Annotated in this window: 23 protein-coding genes; 12 read left to right on the forward strand and 11 right to left on the reverse strand. The window is 61.7% G+C overall.

Going from position 1 to position 22,649, the window contains the following annotated elements; genetic code table 11:
- Nucleotides 1-206 precede the first annotated feature (206 nt).
- The 3 genes from F759_RS0117370 (at nucleotide 207) to F759_RS0117380 (ending at nucleotide 3,153) form a co-directional block, all read left to right on the forward strand.
- On the forward strand, nucleotides 207-1,097 hold the full coding sequence (locus tag F759_RS0117370) for a LysR family transcriptional regulator (protein WP_027800996.1): 891 nt from the start codon (nucleotides 207-209) through the stop codon (nucleotides 1,095-1,097).
- A 128-nt stretch (nucleotides 1,098-1,225) separates the two neighbouring features.
- On the forward strand, nucleotides 1,226-2,392 hold the full coding sequence (locus tag F759_RS0117375; protein WP_027800997.1) for a CaiB/BaiF CoA transferase family protein: 1,167 nt from the start codon (nucleotides 1,226-1,228) through the stop codon (nucleotides 2,390-2,392).
- On the forward strand, nucleotides 2,389-3,153 hold the full coding sequence (locus F759_RS0117380) for an enoyl-CoA hydratase (protein ID WP_027800998.1): 765 nt from the start codon (nucleotides 2,389-2,391) through the stop codon (nucleotides 3,151-3,153). The genes F759_RS0117375 and F759_RS0117380 overlap by 4 nt, the downstream gene beginning before the upstream one ends.
- Before the next feature lie 56 nt (nucleotides 3,154-3,209).
- Here the strand turns inward: F759_RS0117380 and F759_RS0117385 are convergent, their stop codons facing one another.
- The 4 genes from F759_RS0117385 to F759_RS0117400 form a co-directional block, all read right to left on the reverse strand.
- The gene (locus F759_RS0117385) at nucleotides 3,210-3,650 is read right to left on the reverse strand and encodes a hypothetical protein (protein WP_027800999.1); all 441 of its coding nucleotides are present in this window, start codon (nucleotides 3,648-3,650) and stop codon (nucleotides 3,210-3,212) included.
- A 140-nt stretch (nucleotides 3,651-3,790) separates the two neighbouring features.
- Nucleotides 3,791-5,479 carry a purple acid phosphatase family protein gene (locus F759_RS0117390; protein ID WP_027801000.1) on the reverse strand — a complete coding sequence of 563 codons (1,689 nt, stop codon included), beginning with the start codon at nucleotides 5,477-5,479 and terminating at the stop codon, nucleotides 3,791-3,793.
- Nucleotides 5,480-5,568: 89 nt separating this feature from the next.
- A complete protein-coding gene (locus F759_RS0117395) occupies nucleotides 5,569-6,000 on the reverse strand; it encodes a hypothetical protein (RefSeq protein WP_027801001.1) in 432 nt (143 codons plus the stop codon).
- A 126-nt stretch (nucleotides 6,001-6,126) separates the two neighbouring features.
- The gene (locus F759_RS0117400) at nucleotides 6,127-8,061 is read right to left on the reverse strand and encodes a putative bifunctional diguanylate cyclase/phosphodiesterase (RefSeq protein WP_027801002.1); all 1,935 of its coding nucleotides are present in this window, start codon (nucleotides 8,059-8,061) and stop codon (nucleotides 6,127-6,129) included.
- A 350-nt stretch (nucleotides 8,062-8,411) separates the two neighbouring features.
- Between F759_RS0117400 and F759_RS0117405 the strand changes: the two genes are divergently transcribed.
- The 6 genes from F759_RS0117405 to F759_RS0117430 all read left to right on the forward strand — a co-directional run bounded on the left by F759_RS0117405 (nucleotide 8,412) and on the right by F759_RS0117430 (nucleotide 14,477).
- Complete coding sequence (locus F759_RS0117405) at nucleotides 8,412-9,506, forward strand: ABC transporter ATP-binding protein (RefSeq protein WP_027801003.1); 1,095 nt, start codon at nucleotides 8,412-8,414, stop codon at nucleotides 9,504-9,506.
- Entirely contained in the window at nucleotides 9,493-10,617 is a 1,125-nt protein-coding gene (locus F759_RS0117410) for an ABC transporter ATP-binding protein (protein WP_027801004.1), read from the forward strand. The genes F759_RS0117405 and F759_RS0117410 overlap by 14 nt, the downstream gene beginning before the upstream one ends.
- On the forward strand, nucleotides 10,614-11,510 hold the full coding sequence (locus tag F759_RS0117415; RefSeq protein WP_027801005.1) for a carbohydrate ABC transporter permease: 897 nt from the start codon (nucleotides 10,614-10,616) through the stop codon (nucleotides 11,508-11,510). The genes F759_RS0117410 and F759_RS0117415 overlap by 4 nt, the downstream gene beginning before the upstream one ends.
- Nucleotides 11,500-12,312 (forward strand): carbohydrate ABC transporter permease, encoded by an 813-nt coding sequence (locus F759_RS0117420; protein WP_027801006.1) that lies wholly within the window; start codon nucleotides 11,500-11,502, stop codon nucleotides 12,310-12,312. The genes F759_RS0117415 and F759_RS0117420 overlap by 11 nt, the downstream gene beginning before the upstream one ends.
- Nucleotides 12,312-12,593 (forward strand): DUF2160 domain-containing protein, encoded by a 282-nt coding sequence (locus tag F759_RS0117425; protein WP_027801007.1) that lies wholly within the window; start codon nucleotides 12,312-12,314, stop codon nucleotides 12,591-12,593. Before F759_RS0117420 ends, F759_RS0117425 begins: the two co-directional genes overlap by 1 nt.
- A gap of 144 nt (nucleotides 12,594-12,737) precedes the next feature.
- Nucleotides 12,738-14,477 (forward strand): ABC transporter substrate-binding protein, encoded by a 1,740-nt coding sequence (locus F759_RS0117430; RefSeq protein ID WP_027801008.1) that lies wholly within the window; start codon nucleotides 12,738-12,740, stop codon nucleotides 14,475-14,477.
- Between the two features lie 88 nt (nucleotides 14,478-14,565).
- On the opposite strand, the gene F759_RS0117435 is transcribed toward F759_RS0117430, so the two are convergent.
- Both F759_RS0117435 and F759_RS0117440 read right to left on the reverse strand, forming a co-directional pair.
- A complete protein-coding gene (locus tag F759_RS0117435) occupies nucleotides 14,566-15,075 on the reverse strand; it encodes a DUF1697 domain-containing protein (protein WP_027801009.1) in 510 nt (169 codons plus the stop codon).
- 34 nt (nucleotides 15,076-15,109) lie between these two features.
- On the reverse strand, nucleotides 15,110-15,700 hold the full coding sequence (locus F759_RS0117440; RefSeq protein ID WP_322787092.1) for a DUF2182 domain-containing protein: 591 nt from the start codon (nucleotides 15,698-15,700) through the stop codon (nucleotides 15,110-15,112).
- Here F759_RS0117440 and F759_RS44995 point away from each other — a divergent pair.
- A complete protein-coding gene (locus tag F759_RS44995) occupies nucleotides 15,594-15,872 on the forward strand; it encodes a hypothetical protein (RefSeq protein ID WP_322787093.1) in 279 nt (92 codons plus the stop codon). The genes F759_RS0117440 and F759_RS44995 overlap by 107 nt on opposite strands.
- 91 nt (nucleotides 15,873-15,963) lie before the next feature.
- On the opposite strand, the gene F759_RS0117445 is transcribed toward F759_RS44995, so the two are convergent.
- The gene (locus F759_RS0117445) at nucleotides 15,964-16,731 is read right to left on the reverse strand and encodes a DUF899 domain-containing protein (RefSeq protein ID WP_027801011.1); all 768 of its coding nucleotides are present in this window, start codon (nucleotides 16,729-16,731) and stop codon (nucleotides 15,964-15,966) included.
- A 130-nt stretch (nucleotides 16,732-16,861) separates the two neighbouring features.
- Between F759_RS0117445 and F759_RS0117450 the strand changes: the two genes are divergently transcribed.
- Nucleotides 16,862-18,082 carry a hypothetical protein gene (locus tag F759_RS0117450; protein WP_027801012.1) on the forward strand — a complete coding sequence of 407 codons (1,221 nt, stop codon included), beginning with the start codon at nucleotides 16,862-16,864 and terminating at the stop codon, nucleotides 18,080-18,082.
- Between the two features lie 9 nt (nucleotides 18,083-18,091).
- A complete protein-coding gene (locus tag F759_RS0117455) occupies nucleotides 18,092-18,745 on the forward strand; it encodes a Vgb family protein (RefSeq protein WP_027801013.1) in 654 nt (217 codons plus the stop codon).
- Between the two features lie 69 nt (nucleotides 18,746-18,814).
- Here F759_RS0117455 and F759_RS0117460 read toward each other — a convergent pair whose 3' ends face one another.
- From F759_RS0117460 to F759_RS44115, 4 genes are all read right to left on the reverse strand, one after another.
- Nucleotides 18,815-19,717 carry a DMT family transporter gene (locus F759_RS0117460; protein ID WP_027801014.1) on the reverse strand — a complete coding sequence of 301 codons (903 nt, stop codon included), beginning with the start codon at nucleotides 19,715-19,717 and terminating at the stop codon, nucleotides 18,815-18,817.
- Nucleotides 19,718-19,892: 175 nt separating this feature from the next.
- Nucleotides 19,893-21,263: an MFS transporter gene (locus F759_RS0117465; protein WP_027801015.1), complete on the reverse strand. Its 1,371-nt coding sequence runs from the start codon at nucleotides 21,261-21,263 to the stop codon at nucleotides 19,893-19,895.
- A gap of 110 nt (nucleotides 21,264-21,373) precedes the next feature.
- Nucleotides 21,374-22,138, reverse strand: a complete 765-nt coding sequence (locus tag F759_RS0117470; RefSeq protein WP_027801016.1) for a bestrophin-like domain — start codon at nucleotides 22,136-22,138, stop codon at nucleotides 21,374-21,376.
- A gap of 16 nt (nucleotides 22,139-22,154) precedes the next feature.
- Complete coding sequence (locus F759_RS44115) at nucleotides 22,155-22,532, reverse strand: SPASM domain-containing protein (protein WP_244438855.1); 378 nt, start codon at nucleotides 22,530-22,532, stop codon at nucleotides 22,155-22,157.
- Nucleotides 22,533-22,649: the final 117 nt, after the last annotated feature.

Genomic DNA, 22,649 nt, shown 5'->3' on the forward strand with positions numbered 1-22,649 from the left:
CCGATAGCGTTTTTGTTATCGTTAGCGCGCCATGGTCAATACGGCGACCGTCGAGACGGCCCGCGTATTAAGAGGCGCCGCGCGTTGTCGCTGCCCATCACATTCTTCATCCGCTCGAACGCGCGTTCCGGATGCCGCCTGTCGTCGCGCACTAAACTATTGGGCAACGCACGCGCCCATCATTGCTCGATACAAGTGGAGACAAAGTGAAATTCGACACGACAACCGTCCGGTTGATCCTTGCCATTGCGGAAGAAGGCAGCATCTCGCGCGCCGCCGACAAGCTGAGCCTGGCAGTCGCGGCAGCGTCGCGGCGCGTGTCGGACCTCGAGGACCAACTTGGCACGAAACTGTTCAGGCGTGTGCCGCACGGTGCGGAGATCACCGAGTCCGGCGCCAGGTTGCTGGAGTACATCCGGCAGATCGACAACCTGATAGACCGCATGGAGGGCGACGCAGAGGCGCTCAATCATGGCCTCGACGGACGAATCATCATCGGCGCGCCGAAGGCGGTGGTCATCCAGTTCCTCGCTCGCGAGATCGCCGCGATCCAGAGGAAGTTTCCGCGCATCGCGCTGAAAATCGTCGAGGAAAACAGCAAGATCGTGCAGCAACTCCTGCGCGATAAGGTGATCGATGTGGGCATCTACGAGAAGAAGAGCGGCTTTCTCGATCTGGAGAAGTCCGCGTACAAGGAGGACCGGCTCGTGCTGGTCTATAGCCGCACGCATTTCGAATTTGGCCACGGGCCAGTGGGCGTCGACGATATTCTCGACCTTCCCATTGTGAGTCTCGGCAAAGGGTCGGCCGTGCTGTCCGCCGTCGAGCGCGCGTATCGCAGCCGCGGTCGTCTCTTCCCGAACAATTTCACGGTGAACGGCTTCGACACGATGCTCGCGATGGTGCGCCACGGTCTCGGCGTTGGCTTGATGCCGCCCGATGTCTTACAGAGCTTTCATCCCGAGGAATCGCTCGCATCGGTCGAACTCGACGCCGACTGGTCCCAGCGCAGTTACGTGTTGTCCTGCGTCGAAGGGCACGCTCAGGAGCAAACGCTGCGCAACGTCGTCGCGCAATTGCTCGCCGGTGGCGCATAGGCGAACGCGCACACGCGACGGTTTCGCGAACCGCGAAACCAGCCATGACGCAGCGATTCTTGCGGCGGCCTTCCCGCTCGGCGACAGTGGAGTCAAACACAGCCCACATATCCAGGAGGAAGCCCGACATGACCGGATCAAAGCATCTACCGCTGCAAGGCATTCGCGTACTCGACGTGAGTCAGGTCATGGCGGGCCCGTTCGCCTGCATGATGCTGGCCGACCTCGGCGCGGACGTCATCAAGGTCGAGCCGCCAGAAGGCGACCAGACGCGAAGCTCGATGGGCTTCAAGATGAAAGGCCCGGACAGCATGGGCTTTCTGAATCTGAATCGCAACAAGCGCTCGATCACGCTCGACCTGAAGAGCGACGAGGGGCGCGAGTTCTTCTACAAGCTCGCCAAAACGGCTGATGTCATCGTCGAGAATTATCGCCCCGGTGTCGTGCAGCGTTTGAAGATCGACTACGAGTCGATCAAGGCGATTAATCCAAAGATCGTCTATGCGAGCATTTCAGGCTTTGGGCAAAGCGGGCCGTGGGCGTCGCGGCCCGGCTTCGATCTGATGGCGCAAGCCATGTCCGGCGTGATGAGCGTGACGGGCTATAAGGGCGGCAAGCCTGTGAAGGCCGGCGTACCGGTGGCCGATATCGGCTGCGCGCTGTTCGCGGTGTACGGTCTGCTGTCGGCCTATATCGGCGCGCAGAAAACCGGAGAAGGCCAGCATATCGACGCGTCGCTGTTCGACTCAATCATGGCCTTCTCGATCTGGGACATGTCCGACTACTGGGGCACGGGCGTGCCGCCCACGCCGCTCGGCACGAGCAACAAGATGAGCGCGCCCTATCAGGCCGTGAAGGCACGCGACGGCTACTTCGTGATGGGCGCAACGAATCAGAAACTATGGACCAGACTGTGTGAAGTACTGGGCCGCCGCGATCTGATCGCTCACGCGGATTACGCAACCGTGCCGCTACGCCTGAAAAATCGCGAGGCGATGATCGAGGTGCTGGAACAGGAATTCGGCAAGCGCGACAGCAGCGAATGGGTCGACGTGTTGCTCGCTGCGGGCATACCAGCGGGTCCGATTCTTTCGTATCCCGAAGCATTCGAAAGCGAGCACGCGCGGCATCGCAACATGTGCATGGAAATCGATCACCCGAATGAAGGCAAGGTGAAGAACATCGGCTTTCCCGTCAAGCTGCTCGGCACACCGCCAACGGTACGCCGCCACCCACCCTTGCTTGGCGAACATAACGAAGAGATCTTCGCGGAGATCAACGGAGCCGCGTCATGAGCGAACTGGTTAGCCTCACCGTTCACCCGTCGGGCGCAGCGGAAATAGTGATAGACAGACCCGAGCGTCACAACGCGATGACGCTCGACATGTACGAGTCGCTGCTCGCATTCATCGCGCGGTGTGAAGCGAATAGCGACGTGCGCTGCATTCTGCTGCGCGGCGCCGGCGGCAAGTCTTTTATCTCGGGCACCGACATCGGCTATTTCAAGGACTTCAACGATGGGCGCGATGGCGTCGCGTATGAAGCGTTCGTCGAGCGCGTGATCGGCACCGTTGAGCGAATCGCAAAGCCGACCATCGCCGTGATAGACGGCTGGGCCGTGGGCGGCGGTCTTGCGCTCGCCACGGCCTGCGATTTCCGCGTATGCAGCGACGCTTCGCGCTTCGGTGCGCCGATTGCGAAGACGCTGTCGAATACGCTCTCGTCACGCAACATCGCGCGGCTTCAGGCGGCGTTGGGCACGCCGCGTGTGAAAAAAATGCTGCTGCTCGCCGACTACCTGACGGCCGACGAAGCGCTGGCCTGCGGATACGTCTATCAGGTGTGTTCAGCGGGCATGCTGCAAGAGGCAGCGCACACGCTCGCGCAACGGTTGATGGTGCTCTCGCCCGTCACGCAGAAAGCGGTAAAGGAGAGCTTGCGCCGCATCGTCGTCGAACAACGACTCGACGACGAAGACCTGATCGAGGAAGTGTATGGCAGCGGCCGTTTCAAGGAAGCGGTGCGCGCGTTTACATCGGGCTCTTCGAAGACATGACTGCCTGAACCGCATCTGTGTTGCCGGCGCGGCCCCGAACGATCCACGCGTGCCGCTTAATCGTAATGGCGGTGCTTATGATGCTTCTTGCCCGAACGATAACCGCGCGAGTAGTCGTCGGAATATGAGTTAGAGCGCGAAATGTTGCCGCCTAGCGCCGAGCCCGCACCGCCGCCTACCGCCGCGCCGATCAGGCCACCGCCGCGTCCGCCCATCGCATTACCGGCCGCCGTGCCCGCACCGCCGCCCAGCGCACCGCCAACGATGGCGCCTGTGCGTTCGCGGCGGTTCGACGTCACCGCCCCGCCCGCGCCGCCGCCGACCGCGCCGCCGATCACCGCACCCGTGCTGCCGCCGACCGCGCCGCCCAGTGCCGCACCCGCTACGCCGCCGAGTGCGCCGCCAAGCGCGTTATTCATATCGCCAGCCACCGCCGACAACGACGCCGCGCTCACGAGCGCTGCAACAGCCACAATCTTCAGGATTCGCTTGGACATTAGAGGTCTTTGTTTTTATGAGACGGGCGCGAGTATAACCGGCCACGTGAAAGGGTTCTGTAACCGCCACACCGCGTACCGGTAAGACGTGTAACAAATCCTGGCGCGCCGTCTCCTGCCTCCTTGAAGCCGCTTGCGCGTCAGCGCCCGCGCTTCTTTTTCAGCTCGATGGTTTCGAACAGTTCGTAGTTCGCCGTGGGCGTCTGATCCGCGCCAGGCGCGTGGTAGTAGTTCATCGTGATGGTCGTTTCACCGCCCGGATGGCCCGGGTCATGATCGAACACGGCGATGCCGTAACCCGTGCCGGTATCGCGTTGCGCGGACCAGATCGCGTCTTCAACGGCATCGGCGCCCGCTCGCACGAACGTGCCCGCCGCGGTGCCCGGCACCGGACGATTAGGCCGCGTGAAAATGCGCGCTTGCGGCAGGCCAGTGCCCGCATCGACGCCATAGACGTCGAGCGGCGCGCTCGTGCCGCCGCCACCGAGAATCAGGTGGATCGTGCCGTGGCTCGTGTCGAATGTCGACGCGCCCGCGGAAATCGCCGACATCACCGGCTTGGGCTGCAATGTATCGACGGGACGGCCCGTTGCAATATCGGTACCCTTGTTGTGATTGCAGCCGCGCACGGGATAGCTTCGCTCGTAGTCGTGATCGTGGCCGCACAGCACGAGGTCCACGCCGTAGCGGTCGAAGAGCGGCAGCCAGGCCTCGCGGATGCCCTTATCGGAACCGTTGCCCGTCTTCGACGAACTCAGCGCATCCTGATGCATCTGCACGACGATCCAGTCGATGTCATCGTCTTCGGCCGCGTGACGCAGCGTCTTTTCGAGCCAGTGCGTTTGGTCGCCGTTGCTGTAGCCGCGCACGTAGAAGGACGTGCCTGGCTCGATCGGCGGATTACCGGTGCTCGCTGCCGGCACAAGTGGTGCCGGGCCACCTACGAAAGCCGCTGCATCCTGATAGACGACGTCGTCCGCATCGAGCGAAACGAACAGCACCGAGCTCACTCGGAAGCTATACCAGCGCCCCTGAAAACGCGTGTGATTGTCAGGCAGCGTGTAGCGTGCGAGATATGACGCAAACCCTTGCTCGCCGTTATGGAACTCGATCTCGTGATTGCCGGGGCATGGCATCCACGGACGATTCGCAGTTGAGCTCTGGCAGTTGTTGCCGAAGTCGCGCCACACTTCGGGCTGCTGCGTCGGATTCAGATTCGCATAGCAGAGGTCGCCGTTGAGCAGATGGAACAACGGTTGAAAGCGCTCGACCGCCTGCACCGCGAAGCGGCTTTGCGGCGACGACAGCACCCAGCCGGTATTCGGTGTCGCGAGGTCGCCGTAGCTCGTCCAGCGAAACGGCGCGCGCCCACGCGGCGCGGTGCGGAAGCTGCCGCTGAACGGCTGCGCCGCATGGCTGTCGTTGTCGGCAGTGACCTCGTATTCGTAGCTCGTGTCGGGCTTGAGGTCGCGCAGACGCGCGTGATAGTTGAACACGACCTCGCCGTTCAGGCCGTCGGTGTAGGTGGTCTGCACGCCATGCACGATCCGTTTGCCCTCGCCTATGCGGCCAATGCGCAAATGCGGCTTCACGGCAGCCGCGAGCGACGCCCACGACACCGTGACTTCACTCGTTGGATCATTGCCCCAGGTCAGGTGAACCTGCTCGGGTGTGCCATCGAGCGTGCTGCTCGCGGCGCGCGCCGTTGACAGCGCACTGGCGGCGCTGGCGAGGCCCGATGCGCCGGCGAACTTCAGGAACCCGCGACGCGAAACGATGGAAGCGCCCTGATCGGCTGGCGAAGAGTTAGCGTTTTTTGTATTCGACATGTCTGTGTTTTGTGGGTAGGAAGAACCGGCGGCTTTGACCAGTGATCCTAGTCGCGAAACAGTGACAGTTGAATGAAAACGGCTAAACGCTAATGCCCTGGCGGCTGTGGGCTGTTGGCAGGATTCGTGTCGAACTTCGAAACGCGTTCAATGCCGCTTTGAGTGCCGTTCGCGTCGGCAAGCTCCAATAGTTCGGTCTCCATTGCATCGGCCACCTGCTTGTCATAGATCTGTTCCCCATTCACGTAGATCGTGAACGATCGCAAGTACTTCGCCTTCTTCTCCGGATTTTCGATCGTCTCGCGCGTCCACTGATAGAGCGGATACTTCTCGATGCCAAGCCGCTCGGCCTCGCTCACGTAGTCCGCGAACGCGTCGTACTGGCAATTCACGGTCGCGTTATGCCGATGCAAAATCTGTCGAAGCCCGGCGTGCGCCGCGCCCGAAGAATCGGCGCGCAATGCATCGGCGAATTCTGGCGAGACGGTGAGCCGTAGCTGGAATTTCAGAGTCGAGTCCACATGTCCCTCTCTGTCGGATGTAGACGGCGGTTATACAGCGCGGCATACGCTTACCGTTGCGGGTCACTCGCGGCCTGGCGACAGCACGCCTGAAACCGGCGCCGCAGTGGAGTCTTTGGCGCCCGCTTATGCCGGGTCCACGGATTGCGCCGGCAGCTTTTCGTCGATGCGTGCAATTTTGCAGCCCCGCACAGGTCTGCCGAGCAAAAAACCTTGCGCGTGCGTGCAGCCGGAGCGCCGCACGAAGTCGAGCTGCTCCTCTGTTTCGATGCCTTCGGCTGTGGTCGGCATGCCGATTTCACGCGCCAACGCGACGATCCCTCGCACCACTGCGGCGGATTCGCGTCGATGCACGGACTCCTTGACGAACGAGCTGTCGATCTTCAGCTTGTCGAATGTGAAACGCACGAGCGTCGACATCGTCGAGAAGCCGGTGCCGAAGTCGTCGAGCGCAAGGCCGATACCCAATGCACGCAACCGCGAGATATTGCGCCGGGTCACGACGTCGTCGTTCAGCAGCACCGTCTCTGTCACCTCGATGTTAAGACGCGCAGGCGGAAGCCGCGTCTTGCGAAGCACGCCCGCAACGATCGACGCGAACGTCTCCTCGCGCAATTGCACCGGCGATACATTGACCGCAACCGGCACCTTGTCGCGCCACATCACCGCTTCCTTGCACGACTGAAGGAGCGCCCATTCGCCGAGCGCGAGAATGAGACCGGTACGCTCGGCAGTTGGAATGAAAGCGGAGGGCGAGAGCTCGCCGCGCGTCGGGTGCGTCCAGCGAATCAGCGCTTCGCGGCCCGTCACAACGTCGCTGACCAGATCGATAATCGGCTGATACTCCATGCGCAATCCGCTGAACGAGCGCAGCGCTCCTTCGAGGTCGCTGCGCAGCAGGCTCAGGCTTTCGTCGGATACATGCTGTTCGGCGTCGAAAATCGCGTACGCGCTTTTTCCGCTGCGCTTGACCGCGTATAACGCACGGTCCGCGCAAATCAGCAATTGCGGCCCAGTCGACGCGTGCTCCGGATAAAGCCCGACGCCCACACTCGCGCCGATATGAACCAGCGCCTCGCTCAACGCAAATGGCCGCGCCAGCGTCTTGACGATGCTGTCCGCCAGCAGGCGTACATCGCGAGACGGCTCGGGCGCTTCTGAAATGACCACGAATTCATCGCCCGCAAGGCGTCCGACAATGTCGGTTGCAGGCAGCGCCTCACGCAAGCGGACCGCGGCCTCCTGAAGAATCTGGTCGCCCGCGGCGTGACCGAGGCTATCGTTGATCGCCTTGAAGCCGTCGAGGTCGATCAATAAAACAGCGAACAACGACTCGCGATGCGATGCGCCCCCCAACGTGCGCTCGAGCAGCAGTTCGTTGATGCGCGCCCGATTCGGCAAGCCCGTGAGGCTATCGTGATGTGCAAGGCGCTGACTGCTTTCGCGCGCGAGCAGCAGCGCGACCGTATCGCGATTGCTGCGCAGCGCAACGGTGAGAAAGCCGGCGGCGCAGAAGGGCGCCTGAAACAGCAACACGAGTTTTCCCGAGCCGGGCGACAACGCCGCGCCAACGGCCAGCAAACCGAGAATGAAGAGAATCTGCAGCATGACGAGCCGCGGTGTGGCCGCATTGCGTCCCGCGAGGCCGCCGACAACACCGACCGCGCAAACATTGCCGACCAGAAAGAGCGTCGCGTCTCCGCTGATATTGCACAGCAGGCTGCCAAATCCAAACAACGCGCTCCAAAGAATGCTCGCCAGCAAAAAGGCCGAGGTCGGCGTGGGCACGCCGCGCGCACTGAGGCGGCGGCAGAGCCAGATGAGCCCGAGACGCACCATCAATAGCGCAATGACGGCGCTCGTCCAGCTCGCATACAACGGGTTCGGATAGAGATAGTACGCAGTCACGCAGACGCTGATTTCGCAGATCGACGCGAAAACGATCGATGCGGTACGCGTGAAAAGATTGGCGAGAAGTATCTGCCTGTTCTCCCCGCTCAGGTTTTGAGCGGAAGAGACGACCCACCGGAAAAATGGAGACCTTGGTTCGCTAAAAGCCATGACCTACGCATTTTTAATGGTTAGTGAATCGAAACGGGCAGCGTGTGTCCTGATTATTACGTAAACAGTAGTCGAAAGGTCAATTCGGCCAAGCCGTGGCCCGAATGGCGTTTCCCAATTGCTGGGTATGCGAAGGAAAGCGAAACGCTGCTGCCTGAGCCTTACGGAAACCTGTGTCGACAAGGTTCTCTATTTCCGCCTTTCGTAAGGTTAACCCCGATTTAAACGCAAACCAACAAAAGGGACATTCTGTTTGCTGTGTGTAATCCAAGTGCAACCTGATTGATACCGCCGCGAAGCTCCGGCTTTGCGACGGCGCACGTATCTCGCGCGCCTAAAAGGAGAGCAATTTGGTCTTGGAACTGGAGCGAGTCAGTGTCGTTTCTGGCGGGCAACCGTATCTGTACGGCGTGGATTTGCGTCTCGTCCCCGGCGCCATTAACGTGTTGCTCGGCCCCACCCAGGCGGGCAAGACCACGCTGATGCGGGTCATGGCGGGATTGGACAGACCAGGCGCGGGCCGTGTGCTCGTCGACGGCCAGGACGTGACGGGCGTCAGCGTGCGCCGGCGCAACCTTGCAATGGTCTATCAGCAGTTCATCAACTACCCGGCGATGACGGTGCTCCAGAACATCGCCTCGCCGCTCCAGTTGCAGAAGACGGACCCCGCCGAAATCCGCCGACGCGTGCAGGAAGTCGCGGCAAAACTGCATATCGAACATCTGTTGGAGAGGCGGCCGAGCGAACTGTCGGGCGGCCAGCAGCAACGCTGCGCGCTCGCGCGTGCGCTCGTGAAGCGCACGTCGCTGGTGCTGCTAGACGAGCCGCTCGTCAATCTCGACTACAAGCTGCGCGAGGAATTGCGCATGGAGTTGGCCACGCTTTTCGCGGACGGCAAGACGACCGTCGTGTATGCAACTACCGAGCCGCTTGAAGCGCTACTGCTCGGCGGCTATACCGCGATTGTCGATAAAGGCCGCGTGCTCCAGTTCGGTCCGACGCTGGACGTCTATAACGCACCGGTCAGCGTGGACGCCGCAGCGGTCTTCAACGACCCGCCGATGAACATGTTGACGAGCGAACTGAACGGCAACGGCAGCGCGCGACTGCCGATCGGTATCGACGTGCCGATCCGCCGCGGCACCGCTTTCAACGGCACCTGCCGCATCGGCATCCGGCCCGGGCACTTGCGTCTTGCAGCGAAGACACCGCGGGCGATCGCCGTTGCGTGCCGGCTCGAACTCGCCGAACTCAGCGGCTCGGAAACCTATCTGCACCTGCATACGCTGAATGGCGGCATCGACCTCGTCGCGCAATTGCAGGGCGTGCATCAGATCGAACTCGGCACGCAACTCGACGTATTCATCGACCCTGACGAACTATTTGTGTTCGGCGCGGATACCAAACTCGTATCCAGCCCGGAGGCGGCTTATGGCGCGCATTGAGTTCGAGAATCTCGCGCACGCGTATCGTCCCAACCCGGCGACGCTCGACGACTACGCGCTGCAACCCATGAGCATGGCCTGGGAAGACGGCGGCGCTTATGCGTTGCTCGGTCCGTCCGGATGCGGCAAGACCACGTTGTTGAACATCGTGTCAGGTCTCGTCAAGCCGTCAGAAGGCAAGGTGCTGTTCGACGGCCGCGACGTGACCGCGCTTGGCGCACGCGAGCGCAACATTGCGCAGGTGTTCCAGTTCCCGGTGATCTACGACACGATGAGCGTGTTCGACAACCTCGCGTTTCCGCTGCGCAACCGCAAAATGCCCGCGGCCGACGTTAAAAAACGCGTGCACGAAGTAGCCGAAATTCTCGACATGACGCGCGATCTGCCGCATAAGGCGAGCAACCTGGCAGCGGACGCCAAGCAGAAAATTTCGCTGGGACGCGGCCTCGTGCGCCAGGACGTCGCGGCGATTCTGTTCGACGAGCCGCTGACCGTGATCGATCCGGCCATGAAGTGGATGCTGCGCCGGCAATTGAAGAAGATCCATCAGCAACTCAAGCTCACGCTCATTTACGTCACGCACGATCAGGTCGAGGCACTGACCTTCGCCGATGAAGTGGTGGTCATGACGAACGGGCGCATCGTGCAAAAGGGCGGCGCCGATGCACTCTTTCTGCGGCCAGACCACGCGTTTGTCGGCTACTTCATCGGCAGCCCCGGCATGAATCTCTGTCCGATCGACCTTGATGCTGACGGCGTGCGAATCGGCTCGCAGCGCCTCGCTCTGAATGCCGGCACGCTCGCGGCGCTAAGGGATGCGCACCAGCGCGCAAACGGCACGCTCACGTTGGGCATTCGCCCAGAGTTCGTGCGGCTCGCTGAGGAAGGCGAAGCGGGCGCGGTCAAGGCGCAGGTGTTGCGCGCGCAACAGCTCGGCAACTATCAACTCGTCACAGCCCAATGCGACGGCCATCTGTTCAACGCGAAGCTGGAGCCGCATGTGCGCGTGGCCGACGGACCGGCCTGGCTGCGCCTCGCCGCATCCGAAACGGTGTTCTTCTGCAACGACGAAAGAATCGACGCACGCCTCGCCGAAGGAGTCGCGCGATGAACAAGCCCGTCAATCAGAAAGCGTGGCTGCTGGTCGTGCCCGTGTTCATCTGCGTCGCGTTCTCGGCGATTCTGCCGCTGATGACAGTGGTCAACTATTCGGTGCAGGACATCATTAGTCCGACGCAGCATGTGTTCGTCGGCACGGAATGGTTTCGCAACATCATGACCGACCCCGACCTGCGCGATGCGCTCGGCAGGCAAATCATCTTTTCCGCTTGCGTGCTGCTGTTCGAGATTCCGCTCGGCGTGGGCCTTGCGCTTGCAATGCCGGCTTCGGGATGGCGTGCATCAGCGGCGCTCGTGGTGCTCGCCATGCCGCTGCTGATTCCGTGGAATGTGGTCGGCACGATCTGGCAGATCTTTGGACGCCCCGATATCGGTCTGCTCGGCTACTGGCTCAATAGCCTCGGCTTCGATTACAACTACACCGCAAGCCCCACGGCCGCATGGCTCACTGTGCTCGTGATGGACATCTGGCACTGGACGCCGCTCGTCGCGCTGCTGTGCTACGCGGGCCTGCGCGCGATTCCCGATGCGTTCTATCAGGCCGCCGAGATAGACGGCGCGAGCCGCTTTGCGGTGTTCCGCTACATCGAATTACCGAAGATGCGCGGCGTGCTGATGATCGCCGTGCTGCTGCGCTTCATGGACAGCTTCATGATCTACACGGAGCCCTTCGTGCTGACGGGCGGCGGTCCCGGCGATTCGACGACCTTCCTCAGCCAGTACCTGACGCAGAAAGCGGTCGGCCAATTCGACCTCGGCCCGGCCGCCGCGTTTTCGCTGATCTATTTCCTGATCATCCTGCTGCTGTGCTTCATTCTCTATAACTGGATGAGCCGTGTAGGCAAAGGCGGCCCCGCTGCGGAAGGAGACGAACATGCAGGATAAGCGCCGCTGGATGCGCACGTTGGTGCTCGTCGTCTACATGTTGTTCGCGTTGATTCCGCTGTACTGGATGCTGTCCATTTCGCTGCGCACGAACGAAGAAACCATGTCGACGTTCGCGACCCTGCCGCAGCATGTGACGTTCGAAAACTACAAGATCATCTTCACCGATCCGTCCTGGTACTGGGGCTACATCAATTCGATCATCTATGTGCTGATGAATACGGTGATGTCGGTGCTCGTCGCGTTGCCTGCCGCTTACGCGTTCTCGCGTTACCGCTTTCTCGGTGACAAGCACATGTTCTTCTGGCTGCTCACCAACCGGATGACGCCGCCCGCCGTGTTTCTGCTGCCGTTTTTCCAGCTCTATTCGAGCGTCGGTTTAACAGACACCTACATTGCCGTTGCGCTCGCACACATGCTGTTCAATGTGCCGCTCGCCGTGTGGATTCTCGAAGGCTTCATGTCGGGCGTGTCGCGCGAAATCGACGAAACCGCGTATATCGACGGCTATACGTTCCCCGCTTTCTTCGTGAAAATTTTCCTGCCGCTGATCAAGTCGGGCGTCGGCGTGACGGCGTTCTTCTGCTTCATGTTCAGCTGGGTCGAACTGCTGCTCGCCCGCACGCTGACTTCTGTGAACGCAAAGCCGATTGCCGCGGTGATGACACGCACGGTGTCGGCGGCGGGCATGGACTGGGGCGTGCTGTCAGCGGCGGGCGTGCTGACCATCGTCCCGGGCGCGCTGGTGATTTACTTCGTGCGCAACTACATCGCGAAGGGCTTTGCGATGGGGAGAGTCTGATGTTCACGTGGATGTACTGGACGCCCGAGGTGGCCATCTTCTTCGGCTGCATTGTCGTGATGCTGGCCGGCATGACGATGTGGGAATTGCGCTCGCCGACGACTGAACGCAAAGGCTTTCTGCCTATCTCTACGACGCGCGGCGACCGCCTGTTCATCGGCCTGCTCGCCGCCGCGTATGTGAATCTCGCGTGGATCGGCATCAACGCGGAAGGCTCGAGTTCCTGGCCAGGGTTCATGGCCTCCGTGCTCGTTCTTCTCGTGATCATGTGGAAGGGCTAACGAAACGACACAGAGGCAGACGCAGACACACGCACGCACGCACAGATAGATGCACGCAATGAAGGCTGGCAACTCCCGGTTCCGCTGATGCCCCGAGCGGGCGCCGGCCAGATTCAAGGGGCACGAGAGACACAGGAGAAGACCATGCAACAGAGGAGACGGATCGTCGCGCTCGCAGTCGCAGGCATCGTGTCAGGTGCCTTTGCGAATCAGGCAATGGCGGGTATGCCGGAAGCGCAGAAATGGGTAGACAGCGAATTTCAACCGAGCACGCTCTCGAAACAGCAGCAGATGGACGAAATGAAATGGTTCATCGACACCGCTGCAAAACTGAAGTCGCGAGGCGTAAAGGAAATACACGTGGTGTCTGAAACAATCGACACGCACACGTACGAATCGAAAACACTCGCGAAGGCATTCACCGAAATCACCGGCATTCAGGTGAAGCACGACATCATTCAGGAAGGCGACGTCGTCGAAAAATTGCAGACGTCGATGCAATCCGGACAAAGCATCTACGACGGCTGGATTTCCGACTCCGACCTGATCGGCACGCACTACCGCTACGGCGTGATCGTCCCGCTTTCCGATTACATGACGGGCGAGGGCAAGGAATATACGAACCCCGGCCTCGACATCAAGGACTTCATCGGCACGAGTTTTACGACCGCGCCGGACAAAAAGCTCTATCAACTGCCCGACCAGCAGTTCGCAAATCTTTACTGGTTCCGTGCCGACTGGTTCGCGCGTAAGGACTTGCAGGACAAGTTCAAGGCGAAGTACGGCTACGATCTCGGCGTGCCGGTGAACTGGTCCGCGTATGAGGACATCGCCGAGTTCTTTACCAACGACGTGAAGAACATCGACGGCGAAAAGGTCTACGGCCATATGGACTACGGCAAAAAAGATCCGTCGCTCGGCTGGCGCTTCACGGACGCGTGGCTCTCTATGGCGGGCGAAGCCGACAAGGGTATTCCGAACGGCATGCCGGTCGACGAATGGGGCATTCGCGTGACACCGGACGGCTGTCATCCGGTGGGCGCGTCGGTGTCGCGCGGCGGCGGCACCAACAGCCCGGCTGCGGTCTACGCGACGACCAAATACATCGACTGGCTCAAGAAATACGCGCCGCCCGAAGCGTCGGGCATGACCTTCAGCGAAGCGGGGCCAGTGCCCGCGCAAGGCAGGATCGCGCAGCAGGTCTTCTGGTACACGGCGTTTACGGCGTCGATGCTCAAGCCCGGCAACGTGACGAATGCGGATGGCACGCCGAAGTGGCGCATGGCGCCGTCGCCGCACGGCGCATACTGGAAGGACGGCATGCAGAACGGCTATCAGGACGTCGGTTCATGGACCTTCTTCAAGTCGACGCCGGCCAATCAGCGCGCCGCCGCGTGGCTCTATGCGCAGTTCGTGACGTCGAAGAGCGTGTCGCTGAAGAAGTCGATTGTGGGCCTCACGTTTATTCGCGACTCCGATATTCATAGCGACTACTTCACGAAAAACGCGGACAAGTACGGCGGTTTGATCGAGTTCTATCGCAGCCCGGCGCGCGTCGCATGGACGCCGACCGGCAACAACGTACCCGACTATCCGAAGATGGCGCAGCTGTGGTGGAAGAACGTCGGCACGGCCGTGGCCGGCGAAAAGACGCCGCAGGCCGCAATGGATAACCTCGCGAAGGAAATGGACCAGGTTTTGTCCCGTTTGCAGCGCGCCGGCATGAAGGTCTGTGCGCCGGAGCTGAATGCGCAAAGCGATCCGTCGAAGTGGTTATCCGATCAACACGCGCCGTGGAAGAAGCTCGCCAACGAGAAGCCGAAGGGCGAGACGGTCAAGTACGAGCAGTTGCTGTCGGCGTGGAAGGCAGGCAAGGTCCGCTAAGCGGCTGATGTCGCAGTCGGTGGCTTATGAACGGGCGGCACCTCGCGTGCCGCCTTTCTGTTTTCGCCGATGCCGCGAGCCGTATGCGCTACTCGTTCGCCATCTCCACGAGCTTGGCGACCGTGTTCATGTTGCGTGCGGTTCCCGTTTTTGCGGCGGGGATTTTTAGCTTCGTGTCCGCCATTCCGTCGCTGTAGTGCACGTAGATTTCGCGTGTGCCGAGCGTCATTTCTTCTTCCCGCTGGCCGCTCGCGTGCCCGAGCGCATCGGCAGGCGGCGCGGCGTCGAGAAAGATCGCGACCGTCCGGTTCGGCGCCGCCGACTTGAACGGATTCGCTGCGAGCACCTGCGCGAGTTCCGCGCTCGTCCGCACCGCGACACCCACTGGCTTGCCCGCGTACGCTTCGAGGCAACGCTCGAGCCGGCTCTTCACCGATGCTTCGGCAAGCTTGCTGTCGAACACCACATTACCGCTGGCAATGTACGTTCGTACGTGAGTAAAGCCAACGGATTCGCACATCGCCCGCAATTCGGTCATAGGAAGCTTGCCTGTTCCGCCGACATTCACGGCGCGCAGAAGAGCAACGTATCGGGTCATCGGGTGAGCTTTATCGAGTATTGAGCGGAAGCCTTTACATTAGCCAGGCGGCTCGCGCCATCATAAACAATCCAGCGCCGATCATGACAAACCCTATGCCCCGCGCGACGTATTCACTGCGCGGCGCGATGCGCTCGAGGGTAATCGCGGTCGTGACCGCAACCATTGCTGGCAGATCCATCATGCCGGTAACGACAAGCACCGCGGTCAAACTCGCACAGCAGTAGCAGCAATGCAGGCCCAGGCGCAAACCGTACTGCATCGCGGCAACGCCGCGCGACGGCAATGCACGATGGCCGCATCGCGGCGTCTGACGGCAACAGCGAAGATAATGCGCTTTCCACGCGGTGAATTGCAACGCGCCGGCACTCAGCGCGATCACGCTGGCTGCGACCGGAGCCGCGCGGGAAAGCGCGGGCATCTGCGTCTGAAGCGCCGCCAACGTCGCGCCGAGCGCAAACAGCGCCAGACCCAGCGCGGCCCACGTAGCGAAATAGCCGACGCCGGCAAGCAGTGTCATGAGCGCTGCCCGCCCGTGCCCTGCCCCGCGTAGCGCCTCGCCGTATCGCCACAACACAGGCGCGACGGACGGCAGCATCATTGCAATCATCATGACGATCCACATGCCGACGAACGATGCCGCGACGGCCGGCCACGTCTGCCCGCACATGGGCATCCACATCATCGACAAGGTCCAGCCACCGGGCATCGGCATCTCGCCCATCGTCGACATCGATAAGCAGGCGGCGATGGTTGCGGCTGCGCTGAGCGCAAACAGCAACGCACAGACGCCGTAGAAAATCACGCGCGAGCGAGAAGTGCGCGCGCCGGTCGCGCGCCTCGCGAACTCGCGGCATTCGCTTATGCGCATCGGGTGCATCGCGCGCCTCAGCGCCTCTCGTACTCGTCGTGACGGCGCCACCAGATGCCGGTCTCGTTGCGCCCCTTCGGTGCGCGGTCAAGCCACTGGTACATGCCCCACAGGCCGTCCAGTCCGCGCGCATACGTGGAGTAGGTGTGATAGACCACGCCGTCTTCGAGCACGAAGGCGCTCAGTCCTGGCCGGTCGCGGGCGTAGGTGGACGCGTCGGTGCCGCACGTCGCCGCGAACTGTTCGACGGGCTCCGGAGCCGGCACCGCGTCCATTGCGTGACGGCCGCGCTGATAGTTGTATTCGACGCTGCCCTCGCGCTGCTGCTCTTCGGTGAACGAGATGTTGAAATCGAAATTGAAGTCGCTGCCTGCGGATGAGGCCCACGGAAACGTCCACCCCATGCGTCGCTTGTACGCCTCGAGCTTGGCGAGCGGCGCGCGCGATATTGCCGTCAGCGCCACGTCGTGATTGGCCAGATGAACCGCGATACCGTCGAAGCCATCCGCAATCGACGAGCACGACGGGCACCCCGCCTTGTAGTCCGGACCGAACATGAAGTGATAGACGAGAAGCTGCGAGCGTCCGCCGAACAGGTCGGCCAGCGATGCGCTGCCCTGCTGGGTCTCGAACCGGTAGGTCTTGTCGACGCGAACCCACGGCAATTCCTGGCGTCGCCGCGCGACGTCGTCGCTGCGCCGCGTCAGCTCTTTTTCCGCGTCAAGAAGATCGAGGCGCGCTGCCAGCCATTGCTCGCGTGTCCCGATCGTATGTGTCGTCGTCATGGTTCTCTCCGTTCCGATTTGCGTCGCCGTTCGAGTGCTTTCGATACGACGTACTGGTTGGCGGTCATGCTAGATTAGTATCGGGATTCCGAACGGTGGGAGTGACAAGTGTGGCGCGATTTCAATCAACATGGACCCGCTGATCAAGGCTGCGGCGCAGGCGCTCGCGGCGGGTGATCCGCTCGGCGCATTAAAGCGCATCGCATTGCGCGACGATGCGCCGGCGCTCGCGCTTCGCGGCATCGCTATGGCGCAACTGGGCGACTTCATCCGCGCGAAGGCGCTCGTGCGAAGCGCGGCGCGCGCGTTCGGTTCGAAGCAAGCCGTGGCCCGCGCAAGATGTGTCGTTGCAGAGGCAGAGATCGCGCTCGCGTCACGCGATCTGACGTGGCCCGCGAAAGCACTTGGCGCGGCTCGCGCGACGCTCGAAGCACACGGCGACCGCGCCAATGCCGCGCATGCGGGCTATCTGGAAGTCCGGAGGCTTGTTCTAATCGGCCATATCGACGAAGCCGAGCGCATGCTCGGCGCGCTCGATCCCGCGCCTTTGCCGCCCGTGCTGAGAGCCGCGCATGAGTTGTTGGTGGCGGGCGTTGGGCTGCGGCGTTTGCGGACTAATGCCGCTCGCGCCGCATTCGCACGAGCGAGGCACGCGGCGCAAGCAGCGGATATTCCCGCGCTGATTGCGGAAGTCGAAAGCGCGTCGCATATGTTGAACCTGCCTGCCGCGCGTCTGATCGGGCGCGGTGAAGAGCGGCTTTTGCTGCTCGACGAAGTGGAAGCACTGCTGATGTCGAACGCGTTGGTGGTCGACGCCTGTCGCAATGTCGTACAGCAGTCCGGCACGGCTGTCCCGCTGGCGAGACGCCCGGTGCTGTTCAATCTCGCGTACCAGCTCGCCGAAGCATGGCCCGCGGATGTGCCGCGCGACACGCTGATCGCGCGCGCATTCAAGACGAGGCATGCCGATGGCTCACATCGCGCGCGTTTGCGGGTCGAGATTGGGCGGCTTCGCGCAATGCTTGGCGCGTTGGCCGATATAAGCGCGACGCCGCGCGGCTTTGCGTTGGCGCCGCGCGACGCGCAGGAGGTGCTGGTACTCGCGCGGCCTGTCGAAGAAACTCATGCGGCGATGCTCGCGCTGCTCGCCGATGGCGAGTCGTGGTCGAGCTCTGCGCTGGCGCTCGCGCTAGGAGCGAGCCAGCGCACCGTGCAGCGCACACTCGATTCGCTGGCGGCCGCAGGCAAGGCGCAGTCGTTTGGTCAAGGACGGGCGCGCCGCTGGATGGCGCCGGCCGCGTCCGGATTCGCGACAACGTTGTTACTCCCCTCGCCCGTCACGCTCAATTAGGATGACAGCATGAATCGATCAAACGCCACTATCGTCCGCGAATACGGTCCTTTTCCGGGCGTCCATCAAGTGGCTGGCGTCAGCTACGACGGCCAGCAGGTCTGGATCGCGACCGGCAAGACGCTCAGCGCATTCGATCCCGCGAGCGGCCAGACGCTGCACGCAATCGAGGTCGCCGCCGATGCGGGCACGGCCTTCGACGGCCAGCATCTCTTTCAGATCGCCGAGGGCCGCATCCACAAGATCGATCCCGCGAGCGGCCGCGTGCTCTCGAGCATCCCTGCGCCGGGAGGCAATGGCGCGTCGGGACTCGCGTGGGCCGAGGGATCGCTGTGGGTCGGCGAGTATCGCGAGCGCAAAATCCATCAGGTCGATCCCGAGACGGGCGCGGTGCTTTCCAGCATCGAATCGAACCGTTTTGTGACGGGCGTCACATGGGTCGACGGCGAGCTTTGGCACGGCACCTGGGAAGACGACGCAAGTGAATTGAGGCACGTCGACCCACGTACCGGAGCGGTCCTGCAAAGCCTTGAGATGCCGGAGGGCATGAGCGTGTCAGGTCTTGAGTCCGACGGCAGCGGGCAGTTTTTTTGCGGCGGCGGCAATAGCGGGAAGGTGCGTGCCGTGCGTCGTCCTGAACGCGAGACTGACGGCGTCAGCTAAGCGGTACTGCCTTTGTGCAACCGGCCCGCCGCAGGTGGTATCGCATGCGGCGAACGAGGTGCGATCTCGTCAGGCGAGTGGCCCTTCTTGCGCTTTGCGGCGCACCGCGACTGCGATCGCGCTGCCCACGATCATCAATATGCCGACCACCGACAGAATCTCCAGCGTTTCCCCCCAAAGCAGATAGCCGAACAGCGCGGCCCACACGATGCTCGTGTAGTTGTAGGGAGCGAGCGTGCCAGCATCCGCGCGACGAAAGGCTACGGTCATCAGCATCTGGCCAGCTGTCGCGAAGAGGCCGAGCGCGGCCATCACGAGCAGTGCCTCCACCGACGGCGTGCGCCATTTGAAGAACAACGTGAACGCCATGACCACCGTACCCAGCGTCGTGAAGAAGAGAACGGTGGTCGCGGAGTCGTCGGTCGGATGTATGCGTTTGATCTGGACGATCGAGAGCGCGCCGCAGAATGCGCTCGCAAGCAGGATCACCGGTCCGAGCCAGGAGGATTGCGCGCCGCCCGGCCGCACCACCAGCAGCACGCCAAGAAAGCCGACAATCGCCGCTGCGGCGCCGCGCGGCGTCAGCCGCTCGTTGAGCATCAACGGGGCGAGCACAATGACGATCAGCGTCTCGGAATAAGCAAGCGCCACGGCTTCGCTAAGCGGCACATAAGGCAAGCCGGCGAAAAAGAGAGCCGATGCGCCGAGAAGCGCGATTGCACGCGCGGTCTGTCCTTTCACATCGATATTGCGCAAGCGCTCGGACAGCGACCGGCTTCCTCGGCAACACAGCAAAACTGCCGGGAACAGGCCAAACAGCATACGGAAAAACGTGACCTCGTTCGCGGGGTATTGCAGCGTGACGGACTTCGCCAGTGCATCGACTACGGCAAAGCAGAACATCGAGGCAAGGATGGTGCCGACGCTGCCAGGCGAAAGTGAACCGGAGTTGGTGGTCGCGGAAGTCGGCATGTGAGAGCGCAATCCGTATGGGGATTTGCATGATCTCACAGACGCGCAGGGTGCAGCGTCGGGTGGGTTCTCCCATGTTGGCCGGTTCAACGGCATCCTCGCCGCTGAACCGGCGCAAGATCCGCAACGCCGCGGCTATGCGGTGCGGCATACCATGCTGCGCCGCACCGTACGGTCAGGCATGCCGATGACCATGCCTGCTGTCGCTCATCGAGCCGGGCTCGTCATACTCCTGCGAAATGTCCTTGTTCGTGTAGTCGCCGAGTCGCGAAGCGGCGATCAGGCTCAGCACTCCGCAAACGAAAACATAGGACGCGATCGCATAGCCCGAATGAAAGTACGCGAAGAGCGCAGTCGCGATCAGCGGCGCAGGACCGCCCGCGATCACCGACGCCAACTGATAGCCGAGAGATGCACCGCTGTATCGCAGCCGCCCCGTAAACGACTCGGCGATCAACGCGGCTTGCGGGCCGTACATCATCGAGTGCGGCACCAGCGAGAGCACGATGGCCACGAAAATCCATGTCGGATTACGCGTGTCCACCATGCCGAAATAGATGAAGCCGAACACGCCCGCTGCAGCGGCGCCGATCATATACATGCGGCGCCGCCCGATCACATCCGATAAATGGCCGAACAGCGGAATGGTGCCGAATTCCAGCACCGATGCCGCCAGTACCGCCGTCAGCAGCAGATTGCGCGACGCGCCCAGTGTCGTCACGCCATAGGTGAAGACGAAAGCCGTGAAGATGTAGAACGGCGCCTGTTCTGCCATGCGCGCAACGGCGGAAAGGAGAATGTCTTTCGGCTGACGGCGCAAGACTTCGAGCATCGGCGTCTTTTCGATCTTGCGCTCAGCGAGAAGCTTCGCAAAGATCGGCGTTTCCAGAATGTTCAGGCGAATATAAAGGCCGATGCCAACCAGCACGATGCTCAGGAAGAACGGCACGCGCCAACCCCACGAGAGAAAGGCGTCGCCGGAGATCGCGCTGATCGCCAGCACTGCCAGGTTCGCGAGGAACAGTCCAGCGGGCACGCCGAACTGCGGCCACGACGCGACGAAGCCGCGGTGCGCGTTGGTGCGCGCCCATTCCATCGACATCAGCACCGAGCCGCCCCACTCGCCGCCCACGCCCACGCCTTGGATAAAGCGCAGCACGGTAAGGATGACGGCGCCCCAGATGCCGATCGACGCATACGTCGGAACAAACGCGACAGCGAAGGTGGCGAGCCCCATCAGCAGCAGTGTCACGATCAACGTCGCCTTGCGGCCGATGCGATCGCCGTAGTGTCCGAAAATGGCCGCGCCCACTGGCCTCGCTATGAAGCCGACCGCGTAGATGAGGAAAGCTTGAAGTGTGCCGACCAACGGGTCGGATTGCGGAAAGTACAGCTTCGCAAATACCAGACCGGTTACCGTGCTGTAGAGAAAGAAGTCATACCATTCGATCGTTGTGCCGATCGTGCTGGCGATAACGGCGCGGCGCAACTGGCGCCCCGCGTCCGCTTCGGACAGGGGCGCCGCCCCAGGTTGAGTGACAGTCATTTTGGCATCCCCAATAAAAAGGGCGACATGTGTTATTGACCGTCAGCACTGCGGGAGGTTCCAGTGACATGCACCTTGATCAGCGATGCTTACTAAACACGATGAAACTGCTATTTATCGAGTGCGAGAAGCAGTCGCGACAGGTTTTGCGGTTGGACGCGGATGATCCCGCCGCGCGGGCTATCAATGTCCGCGATGAGCGCGAGCGATAACGAAACGGTCGCCGGCAGAATGACGAGCAACAAGCTTCTCTGAAGTCGTCCCGTTGCGCCATATCCCTGCACGCCGCAGCCCAGCAACGCAATGACGAACATCAGGAACCAGGCACCCAGGGGGATATGGTTGATGCGGGCAGCCTCCGAATAGTCCTGCGAATTCAGCACATCGTTCATGCCGGTGACGACCGTGGCGCCTATTGGCGTTGGCTGGTCCTTCGCCACCTGCGTCGCGAGCCGCCACAGTTCCGACTGGACAACAGTCGTATCCTGGCTGATCCTTGCAATTTCTCCGGGATCGCGTGTCCGATAGTTGTCCAGCCGCAAATGCAGATAGCGCACGAGCGCCGTCTTCATCGGCCCACCGGCGGAAGGGTCGACCAGGTCCGCCCGAGCATATTCAGTGCCGATTGCGTTGGCTTCCGCCTCTTCGAGATTCTTTCGCTGATCGTACCGGCCCACCGCCATTGACAGACTGAAGCCGATAATCAGCGCCAGCAACGTAAGCGTGGCCGTCTGGACCACCTTGAAATCTTCTCTCTCGTCTTCGGGAAGCGCGGCAAAGCGCCTCGCGACGGCCTCCCCGCCGATCACCGCGGCAATCAGAATAACGAGCAGTGCGACAAATAGAACGGCAGGGTGATCGACAAACGCGGCCATGGTGTCCTCCATTGCGCTATGCACATTGCCGCGCCAGTTGCCTGAGCGCCGGACCCACATGATCGTGGAACCTGCGGATTCCGGAGCACAGGTAATTCAATCCCGGCTCGCCATCCGGAGTCCGTACGAAGCGGTTTTTTGGGCATTCTACCCAACAAAGCTTGAGATGCCTGCACTGACGGCAATACGCCGGAAGAGAATCCCGCTTCGCATAGCCGAAGCTTTGTTGCCGCGCCGAGAACGCCATTTCGCCGAGGTGTGTGCGACTTATGTTGCCAAGCGACCACGACGGATACACGTAGTGATCGCAAGAATACGCTTCGCCGTCCTGCTCGATAGCGAGGGCCTTGCCGCAGAATTCCGCGGTCACGCAGGTTTGCGCCGGCTGGCCCATCGTCTGAACCACGGCAGTTTCGAAAAGGTTGACGAGCACGCGGCCAACGTCTTTTTTTGTACCATTCGTCGAATATGCGGGACAGAAAGTAGCCCCAGTCGTCAGGATCGACCGACC

This window comes from Paraburkholderia dilworthii, from assembly GCF_000472525.1.
GTDB lineage: Bacteria > Pseudomonadota > Gammaproteobacteria > Burkholderiales > Burkholderiaceae > Paraburkholderia > Paraburkholderia dilworthii.

Coding starts and splice junctions, on each gene's coding strand:
- F759_RS44995 (WP_322787093.1), top strand. CDS start 15,594: ATGAGCGCTGCCCGCCCGTGCCCTGCCCCGCGTAGCGCCTCGCCGTAT.
- F759_RS0117430 (WP_027801008.1), top strand. CDS start 12,738: ATGCAACAGAGGAGACGGATCGTCGCGCTCGCAGTCGCAGGCATCGTG.
- F759_RS0117420 (WP_027801006.1), top strand. CDS start 11,500: ATGCAGGATAAGCGCCGCTGGATGCGCACGTTGGTGCTCGTCGTCTAC.
- F759_RS0117400 (WP_027801002.1), bottom strand. CDS start 8,061: ATGGCTTTTAGCGAACCAAGGTCTCCATTTTTCCGGTGGGTCGTCTCT.
- F759_RS0117465 (WP_027801015.1), bottom strand. CDS start 21,263: ATGACTGTCACTCAACCTGGGGCGGCGCCCCTGTCCGAAGCGGACGCG.
- F759_RS0117385 (WP_027800999.1), bottom strand. CDS start 3,650: ATGTCCAAGCGAATCCTGAAGATTGTGGCTGTTGCAGCGCTCGTGAGC.
- F759_RS0117415 (WP_027801005.1), top strand. CDS start 10,614: ATGAACAAGCCCGTCAATCAGAAAGCGTGGCTGCTGGTCGTGCCCGTG.
- F759_RS0117435 (WP_027801009.1), bottom strand. CDS start 15,075: ATGACCCGATACGTTGCTCTTCTGCGCGCCGTGAATGTCGGCGGAACA.
- F759_RS0117375 (WP_027800997.1), top strand. CDS start 1,226: ATGACCGGATCAAAGCATCTACCGCTGCAAGGCATTCGCGTACTCGAC.
- F759_RS0117390 (WP_027801000.1), bottom strand. CDS start 5,479: ATGTCGAATACAAAAAACGCTAACTCTTCGCCAGCCGATCAGGGCGCT.
- F759_RS0117450 (WP_027801012.1), top strand. CDS start 16,862: ATGGACCCGCTGATCAAGGCTGCGGCGCAGGCGCTCGCGGCGGGTGAT.
- F759_RS0117380 (WP_027800998.1), top strand. CDS start 2,389: ATGAGCGAACTGGTTAGCCTCACCGTTCACCCGTCGGGCGCAGCGGAA.
- F759_RS0117455 (WP_027801013.1), top strand. CDS start 18,092: ATGAATCGATCAAACGCCACTATCGTCCGCGAATACGGTCCTTTTCCG.
- F759_RS0117425 (WP_027801007.1), top strand. CDS start 12,312: ATGTTCACGTGGATGTACTGGACGCCCGAGGTGGCCATCTTCTTCGGC.
- F759_RS44115 (WP_244438855.1), bottom strand. CDS start 22,532: ATGGGCCAGCCGGCGCAAACCTGCGTGACCGCGGAATTCTGCGGCAAG.
- F759_RS0117410 (WP_027801004.1), top strand. CDS start 9,493: ATGGCGCGCATTGAGTTCGAGAATCTCGCGCACGCGTATCGTCCCAAC.
- F759_RS0117440 (WP_322787092.1), bottom strand. CDS start 15,700: ATGTGGATCGTCATGATGATTGCAATGATGCTGCCGTCCGTCGCGCCT.
- F759_RS0117445 (WP_027801011.1), bottom strand. CDS start 16,731: ATGACGACGACACATACGATCGGGACACGCGAGCAATGGCTGGCAGCG.
- F759_RS0117460 (WP_027801014.1), bottom strand. CDS start 19,717: ATGCCGACTTCCGCGACCACCAACTCCGGTTCACTTTCGCCTGGCAGC.
- F759_RS0117470 (WP_027801016.1), bottom strand. CDS start 22,138: ATGGCCGCGTTTGTCGATCACCCTGCCGTTCTATTTGTCGCACTGCTC.